The organism is Vibrio sp. S9_S30, from assembly GCF_014694455.1.
GTDB lineage: Bacteria > Pseudomonadota > Gammaproteobacteria > Enterobacterales > Vibrionaceae > Vibrio.
Window position 1 is genome coordinate 57300 of record NZ_JAAUWT010000022.1, and the last position, 7584, is coordinate 64883.

The 7584-nt window shown below is 51.6% G+C and carries 1 protein-coding gene; it reads left to right on the plus strand.

Annotated elements, in window-relative coordinates:
• Positions 1-66: 66 nt before the first annotated feature.
• On the plus strand, positions 67-7584 hold a 7518-nt coding region (locus HC752_RS20765), incomplete at its 3' end, for a non-ribosomal peptide synthetase (protein WP_190337115.1).

The window sequence follows — 7584 nt, forward strand, 5'->3', positions numbered from 1 at the left end:
TGCGATACCCAGCACATTGAGATCGCTTGGGTATAAATAACATGAAGCAAACACAGTAGGCAGAATATGAACGGTGAAAGAAAGGGAAGGCTTTCGCTTTCCCAGAAGCAACGGGAAAAATTGCTCGCGCAGCGTAAGCGCCGCACAGGAAATGGCATTGAAGCGTTGAACCGACAAAACCATGACCACACATTTCCGGTGTCTGAATTACAGCAAGACATGTGGGTGCTTGAAAACCTGCATAATACGACGTCCACCAGCAACATCCCCTGCATGTACTCTGTTGAACACCTTTCCTCCGTTGAATACTTTGATGTCGCCAAGCTTCGCCGCGCTATGTCATCCCTAATCCAGCGCCATGAAAGCCTGCGAACCGTGTTTGTGAACGAAGAAGGGCAACTGAAGCAGCGTATATTGCCAGATGTGCACTATGATATTCGTGACCATGATATTCGCGACTATGATATTCGTGGTCATGACATTCGTGAAACCGCGTTCTCTGAGCCGAGCCAAACGGGGGGGACCGCGTCATTGGATGAGGTGATTCAGCAGGCGATTGCCGAAGCGTTTAACGTTAATACGGGGCCGATGTTTCGTGTGCACGTTATCCGATGCAGCGACACGGAAAGCAAAGTGGTGTTTGTCTTCTCTCACCTGATTTTTGATGGTGGTTCCATTGCGCACTTCGAGCGTGATTTCTTCCATTATTATTTGCATTCCAGCGATGCCCAGCATGCAAAGAGCGACCGGCATGTAAGCGGCGATTCTCAGCATGAAGAAACGCATGAAGCCTTACCTCCGCTTCCGGTTCAGCCCGCGGACTACGCTCACTGGATGCAGCAAGCGCCACAGAAAGCCAAGCGAGCGGCTCATCTCGCTTATTGGAAAACGCAACTGGCGGGCTGCGATGTCGATTTAGCCTTACCTTACGACCGAATGCCGGGCATCCACAACGATGTCGTGGTGACGCAATACGAACACGTGCTGCCAGCCAACCTGACTCGTTGGTTAAAAAACGAATGCACACACACCAATACCTCACTGTATTCGCTGTTGCTGGCGACGTACGGTGTTTTATTGCATCGGATCACGGGGCAAACGGACATCGCCATCGCCTCAGCGTTCACTAATCGGAACCGTACCGAACTGGCGCACCTTATCGGATTGTTTGCCAGAGAGGCACTGCTGCGCATTCGGTTGGATCAAAGCGACACCTTTGCAAACGTGAAGCAGTCGGTTCAACAGTGTGTCATTGAAGCGATTGACCACAGTGAGCTGTCTCTGGGTCAGATCAATCGAGAACTCGGCATGGTGAAAGCCAGCCCAGATGGGCAAGTCGCAAGGACGCTGTTTCTGCTTCGAGAGCACAAAAGCCAGCTCGGAAGTCAGCACCGCGTTGAAGGGTGGACGCCTTTCGGTGAAGCGCGTTTGGGGAATGACCAAAACCGTTACGATCTCAGCTTAGTCTGTCGGGATGAAGGGGATTCGATACGCGTGTCATTTAACTATAAACCGTCGTTGTTTCATGAATCTACCGTGGCGCAATTTGCGGCAATATTCGAGCGAATACTGCAAAGCCAAATGGAAGAGGCGTTGCCGATTGGGCAAATATCGCTGATACCCCCGACGGCAATAAGCGATGTTTATCATCGATGGAACGACACCCAACGCCCCTATTCTGCCCACAAAACACTGCATGAGAAGTTTGAGGAACAGGCAAAGACAACCCCCGATAAAACGGCACTGATTTTTGAGCAACAGTCACTCACTTACCGAGAATTGAATCAGCGAGCCAATCAGTTAGCCCGCACCATACGCACGTATCACTTGAACCGAAACCAAACGCAACTTGCGGCTAATACCCCTGTCGCTTTGTATTTAGATCGCAGCTTGGAGATGGTCATCGCGATTTTAGCCGTCATGAAATCCGGCGGTGCTTACGTGCCTATCGCGACAGACAATCCTGTTCAGCGTACGCGTTACCTATTGGACGATACCCAAGCGCAGTTGATCTTAACGCAGGAACGGTGGCAAAACGACTTACTTGAGCTTTGCGAGGATTTACCCGCACAAAGCGTATCCATCGACGACGCAGGCGTTTACGCAAGTGAAAGCGATGAGAATGTCAACGCGGATGTCAGCAGTTCCGACATGGCGTACATCATCTACACCTCAGGCACAACGGGTCAGCCCAAAGGGGTGATGGTGCCGCATAAAGGTGTGGTCAACCGTTTAGAAGCGCTGCAAAACCAATTTCCTCTGAATGCCAACGACAGAGTGTTGCAAAAGACGCCGTACACGTTTGATGTGTCGGTGTGGGAGTTGTTGTGGGCAAACTGGACAGGGGCAGCCATTGTGATGGCACCGCCGAAAGCGCATCAATCGCCGGAACAGCTTCACCACATCATGGTGCAAAATCAGGTCACCATTACCCACTTTGTTCCGCCAATGCTAACGGGGTTCAGCCACTTTTTGTCTCATGCTAACCAAGCATTGCCGAGTTCGGTGCGTCGCGTTTTTTGCAGTGGGGAAGCCCTCACGCCAGAGCACATCAGGCTGTTTAACGCGATCAATCAACACGGTGCAACCCTACATAACCAATACGGTCCCACAGAAGCCTCGATAGAAGTCAGTGTGTACGATTGCTCACTGGATGAAACGGAAACCGTGCCCATTGGTCAGCCAATACAAAACGTGCGTTTATTGGTGATGGATCCGCATTCTACGCATCTTCAATTATGCCCAGAAGGGTTACCCGGCGAGCTGTACATTGGTGGCATTGCGGTGACGAAAGGGTATTTAAATCAAGCCAGCCTAACGAAGGAGCGCTTTGTTGATAACCCGTTTGCAACCGAAGATGAAATAGCACAAGGGTTACACAAACTGTACAAAACAGGCGATCTGGTGCGGCGCCAGCCAAATGGGAACATCGAGTACTTGGGGAGAAACGATTTCCAAGTCAAAGTGCGTGGTTACCGCATTGAGCTAGAAGAAATTGAAGCGGCGATGCAAGCTCACCCAAGAATCAAAGCATCGTGCGTTCATACCGTTGAAGGCGTGGGCGAAAAAGCGTTGGTCGGGTATTACATCGAGCACGCAACAACCCCTTCTTCCAATCAGGCGCAGGAAGGGGTAGCGCTTTGGAAGAGCGTGTATGAAGCGGAGTACAAAGACGATAATCAGACCATTAATCAGTTCGATATCCGAGGTTGGAAAAGCTCCTTTACGCAATTGCCGATCCCACCGGAAGAGATGAAAGAGTGGGTCGATGCTACGGTGACGCGCATTCAGAGTTTGCACCCCCGTTCTGTCTTGGAAATAGGCTCGGGATCGGGCTTGATTTTCTACCCTCTATTGCCGTCTTGCACCCATTATATTGCCACCGACTTTTCGTCCAATGCGATGAATCGATTGTCTTCTGCGGCAAAGGCGCTGGGCTATGAGCACAAATCCCAATTCGTTACCTGCCCTGCCGACGAGGTGGCCAGCGCGGCGGCGCCGCAGCGAGTCGATACCGTGGTGATGAACTCGGTTTCCCAATACTTTCCTAACGCACACTACCTCACTAACGTTATCGAACAAGCCATTGAGCGTATTGAAGGGGAAGGGCATCTGTTCTTTGGTGATATCCGAGATCAGCGGTTGCTGGGGGCGTTTCACCTTGCCATTCTTGCTCATCGTAACCCCGACAAAGCCATCGCGCAGTTAGTCAAACAGGCGACTTGGCTAGCGTCGAAAGAAACGGAACTCGCGATTTCTCCCACTTACTTTCTCGCCTTGATGCACCACCCGGCGGTTGATGCGGTTCAAGTGCTGCCTAAGCGCGGTTTTGCCGATCACGAGATGAATCGCTTCCGATACGATGTCATTGTGCACATTAAGAAAAACGGCGCAGAAGGCGTCAAAGCAGACCGCCGACATGCTAAAAACCTGAGTGAATTTGACTCGGTAGCCTATTCAAGTGAACTCGATTTACCGACGTTGTTGGCATCAACCGAACGCGGTCTGTGGATAAAGCATTATCCAGACGCACGAATCTGGGACGTCCAGCAATGTTTCGCGGGGAATCCGTCAACGGAACGCTCATCGATGGAAGGTGCGCTTTCCATTGAAGCCTTGTATGCCATCGCGGAGCAGCAAGGGCTGGCATTGCAAATCCTGCTGGCAACCGAGCCAGAACAGACGGGCACCTTGCATTTGTTCTTCAGTACGGATTCCGTGAATGTTTCAAGCCATACATTGCATGAGGTTGAATCCCACGTTAGTTCACCCACTCTCGATACCCATACCAATTCGCCAGACATCGGTCATCAAGCCCTCACTCATGGTGAATTGAGCGACTACTTAGCCCTTCGTCTGCCCGAATACATGGTGCCCGTGGCGTTTGTCCCGATGAAAGCGTTTCCATTATCGAGCAGTGGAAAGTTGGATCGCAATGCGTTACCCGAACCGGAGTTTATTGATAAAAATAACTATGTTGCGCCCGATAGCGACGTGGAGCTGGCACTTTGCCGCATTTGGAAGCAAGTTTTGGGCATTGAAAGCATCGGCGTGAACGACAACTTTTTCCGCATCGGTGGCGACAGCATCATTGCCATTCAACTGGTGTCTAGGATCCGCAAAGCGGGTTTCCAGATTCAAGTGAAAGACATGTTTGATGCGCCAACGGTTAAGCAATTGGCATTGATATTGGCGGACAATTCACCTCAGCAAGCCTTCCGTACCGAGCAAGGGGAACTGGAAGGTGAATTCCCGTTGTTGCCGATTCAAACATGGTTCTTCAATAAAGCACTGGCGAACCCACATCATTGGAACCAAGCCTTTACGCTGCGCGTCCCGACGGGGCTTGCCAAGCCAGCTCTTGAGGCGGCGTTATCCCAATTGAGCGCGCACCACGACGCCATGAGAATTCGCTTTGAGTGCAGGGAGGGCGAAATCACGCAGCGTTATTGCCGCGTTGAAGAGTCACCGCAAATAGAAGTGCGTGAGTTGACTGTCGCGGGAGAAACTGATGTGACACAACAGCTTACGGCTTGGCAGAGCGATTTCGACATAGAAAACGGCCCTCTATGGCGAGTGGCGTACCTGACGGGTTACCCAGACGGTGGAGCCCGTCTTTGGTTTGCGTTTCATCACTTGATCATTGATGCGGTGTCGTGGCGGATCATGGCAGAAGATTTGGAAACCTTACTATCCGAACAAACATTGCCAGAGAAAGGCAGCAGTTATCGCCAATGGGTGCAAGCGGTGGCTCAGTATGCCGATGATCATCCTGCTGAACGCGCTTACTGGCAACGTGTACTGTCGGATAGGAAAACACAGCCTTTGCCACAAGGCATTGCCGATCAAGACGCTGCCATTCGGAATGTCTCTGACATTCGAGATGTCTCTACTCAAGACGTTTTTACCACGCGACTCGATTTTCCGAAAAAAGAAACGCACTTATTGCTGCACGAGGCGCATCAGGGGTATCACACCGAAATCAATGATTTGCTTCTGAGCGCACTAAGCGTTGCGCTGAATACGGTGACGGGGCAGACCGTTAACCACATTACGTTGGAAGGGCATGGACGTGAAGCGATCGATCCTACGCTCGATATTTCCCGCACGTTAGGGTGGTTTACCTCGGCATACCCACTTCGGTTGGCGATGGCGAGCGATATAGAGCACACCATCATTCAAACCAAAGAAATGCTGCGTCTGGTTCCTCATAAGGGCATTGGGTTCGGTGCGTTCTCCCATACCTTTTCTCATGACGCTCTTCCCAAGGTGTATTTCAATTACTTCGGTCAGTTGGATACCGCAGGACAGGCATCGATGTGGGACGTGGTGAACGAAGACAGTGGCAACGTGATTGGAGAAGGGAACCACGACAGCGCGGTATTGAACATCAATGGAGGCGTTTTTGACGGTCAGCTGCAGTTCGAGATCATGTCCCCATTGCCGCCAACGCAGATCATCGCATTCCGTCAAGCACTCGATACGGCATTGCACCAAGTGTTAAAACAAAGCTTAGAGGCTGCCAAGCGAGGGGGGCTGAAGACCGCCAGTGATTTTGGTTGTACTGGGCTGCACCAATCGCAATTGGATCGCATTTGCCAATCGCGTCCGCACGGTTTATCGAGCATTGCGACGATTTATCCAGCAAGCAGTTTGCAGCAAGGGTTTGTGTACCATCACATTAGCCAACCAGACGATGATGCGTATCGTCTCCAAGTGCTGGTGGATTACGATCGCGCCATTGACGTAGCGCATTATTTCAAAGCTTGGGAATTGGCGTCTATTGCGTATCCTGCACTCAGGCTCGCTTTCCATTGGGAAGGGGAAATGGTTCAAGTGATCGGAAAAGAGGCGGGCATCACTCCACGTCAATTCACGTCGGTAAGTCTGGCGCACCTGCCAGAAAGCGATCACGACGCCGCCATTATCGCGCTACAAACCGCGGAGCGTGAAAAGCCTTTCGATCTCACGGTATCCGGTTTAATGCGCGTTGCCATCATCAAACGCAGTGACACCGCTTTTACTTTAATTCAAACCGCGCACCACAGCATTACCGACGGCTGGAGCAACCCCATTTTGCTTAAAGCGGTTCATCGATACTACGACTCACTGAGTGCAGGGCAAGTACCGCACGTGGTGGAAGAGTCGGTGTATGGCAAGGTGCAAAGGCATCGCATGGCGCAGCGCGACAAAACCACACGTTATTGGTCGGAAAAACGTGATGGCTTACATCAGCCGAATGACTTGGGGGCGTTGTTGCCAACGCCAATGGATCTCGATGGTGTTCGGTCGCTTTCGGCACCCGCCCAAGCGACGAAGTGCCTCTGTGGGGAAGCGTATCAGCAACTTAAATCGGCTTGCCAATCCCATCACGTTACACTCAATGTGGCTCTTCAGTTCGCGTGGCATAAGCTGATTCAAATTTACACGCAAGACACGCAAACCATTGTGGGCACCACGGTATCAGGGCGAGACGTGCCAGTTGAAGGGATTGAAGACAGTGTCGGCTTGTACATCAATACCTTGCCATTGGCGGTCAATTGGACCGATTCCCTCACGGTCGCTGAAGCGCTCACTTCCATTCATCGAAGCATCGCAGAACTCAACAGCTTCAGTGGGATCGCATTGGCCGAACTGCAAGAAGACGGTAAGCGCCTTTTCCAGAGCTTGTTCATTTTTGAAAACTACCCATCCCTCAAAGATGCTTCTTCAACGGGGCTGTCGGCGGACAGCACGCCGCGAAGCTGGTCCGACAAAATGGATTACCCATTGTCGGTGATGGCGTATGAGCAAGACGGCACGTTATCGATACAGCTGGGGTATGATCAGTCGTTGATGGAAGCAAGCCGAGTCGAACGATTGTTGGCACAGCTAGAGTGTATTTTGCGGTGTGTGGCTCATCAAAGCGATGAAAGCCACCAGTGTATCAATGTGCTCGATGGCTCTGAACAGCACACGCTTCTGCACGCTTGGAACGCAACACTGTCGCCCGCGCCTGCTGCGTCAACGTGGCACCAATTGTTTGAAGCGCAGGCGCACGCCACACCCGATGCGGTGGCGCTCACCTATCAAGACCAGCATTTA